This window comes from Marivita sp. S6314, assembly GCF_023015985.1.
Classification (GTDB): Bacteria; Pseudomonadota; Alphaproteobacteria; order Rhodobacterales; family Rhodobacteraceae; genus Marivita.
This window is the reverse complement of record NZ_JALKAO010000019.1, coordinates 1-1332: the sequence shown is the minus strand read 5'-3', so window position 1 is coordinate 1332 and position 1332 is coordinate 1. Positions and strand designations below refer to the sequence as shown.

General features: G+C 62.2%; 2 protein-coding genes and 1 pseudogene. 1 reads left to right on the top strand and 2 read right to left on the bottom strand.

Features of this window, described 5'->3' with window-relative positions:
* A partial coding sequence (locus tag MWU54_RS18580; RefSeq protein ID WP_247084990.1) for a hypothetical protein occupies positions 1–198 on the top strand: 198 nt, incomplete at its 5' end.
* 101 nt (positions 199–299) lie between these two features.
* Here MWU54_RS18580 and MWU54_RS18575 read toward each other — a convergent pair.
* Together MWU54_RS18575 and tuf are read right to left on the bottom strand one after the other, a co-directional pair.
* Positions 300–956 (bottom strand): CatB-related O-acetyltransferase, encoded by a 657-nt coding sequence (locus MWU54_RS18575; RefSeq protein ID WP_247086745.1) that lies wholly within the window; start codon positions 954–956, stop codon positions 300–302.
* 103 nt (positions 957–1059) lie between these two features.
* Positions 1060–1332 (bottom strand): annotated as a pseudogene (tuf, locus tag MWU54_RS18570) (elongation factor Tu); the annotation flags it as partial.

The window sequence follows — 1332 nt, the reverse complement described above, 5'->3', positions numbered from 1 at the left end:
CTGATCGCAACAACCGCCCTCGTTCTCACCGGCTTTGCCGCCTCGGCCGCCGTCGACACGTCCGAATTCGACACCTACGCCCCCGGCGTTGACGTTTCGACCCTCAGCGATGCCGAAGTGAACACCATCCTGTCGGTGATCCACTCGGGTGACAGCGAAGGCGAAAAACGCGCCGTGATCCAAGCGCTCGTCAAGTGAGCCAACGCCGGGCCATGACGCCCGCACACCACATCCCGCGACAGGCCTAACCCTGAAGACCTGTCGCGGACGATGATCAGGCCGCCCACACTGGGCGGCCTTCACACCTTTGACGGAGCGGCCCGTTCCAACGCGTCGATATCCCCGCCACAGATGGCCGGTTCCGCCGCCAGAATGGCATCGATGGGCCAGTCCCACCACGACACGGCCTTCAGGCGCGCGATCTCGTCGTCCGAAAACCGCATCCGCACCACCCGCGCCGGGTTCCCCGCCACAATCGCGTAATCCGGCACCCGACCGCTAACCACAGCACCCGCCCCAACGATCACCCCATCGCCAAGCTGCGCCGTAGGTGTCAGCATCGCATCCCGCCCGATCCAGCAGTCATTGCCCACCCGCATCGGTCGCGGCGAATGGCGCGGCATGGACGCGCGGTCGGGCGACATTCCGTCAAAGATCGCAAAGGGATACGCGCTGATCCCGTCATAGCGATGATTGGCGCTGTCGGTGACAAACGACACGCCCATGGCCAGCGAACAGAACTTCCCGATCTCGATCTTCTGGTCGCCGTAAAGATACGGAAACAACCGTCGCCGCATCAGATCGACATCCGGCATCTCGTCATCGCTGTAATAGGTATAATCGCCGATGCTGAGGTTGGGATGATCCAGCACCGCGTTCAGAAAAACCGTGCCTTGAAATGTGCTTCCGTCTGGAAAAACAACCGGCGTGGGCGTGTCAGGAGGGGGAAAGGGCATAAGACACCGTGTTCTGATTAACCCTCACACGGCTACAGGCCCAGGCCGAAAAGAAAAAGGGCCACCGCAGCGGGTGGCCCTTTTCGAAGTAGTGTGCGTTCGCTTACGCGACGATCTTGGACACGACGCCGGAGCCGACGGTGCGGCCGCCTTCGCGGATCGCGAAGCGCAAGCCGTCTTCCATGGCGATCGGGGCGATCAGTTCAACGTCGAACTTCAGGTTGTCGCCTGGCATCACCATCTCGGTGCCCTCGGGCAGGGTCACGGTGCCGGTCACGTCCGTGGTCCGGAAGTAGAACTGCGGACGGTAGTTCGCGAAGAACGGCGTGTGACGGCCACCTTCTTCCTTGGTCAGGATGTAGACCTCGGCTTCGAA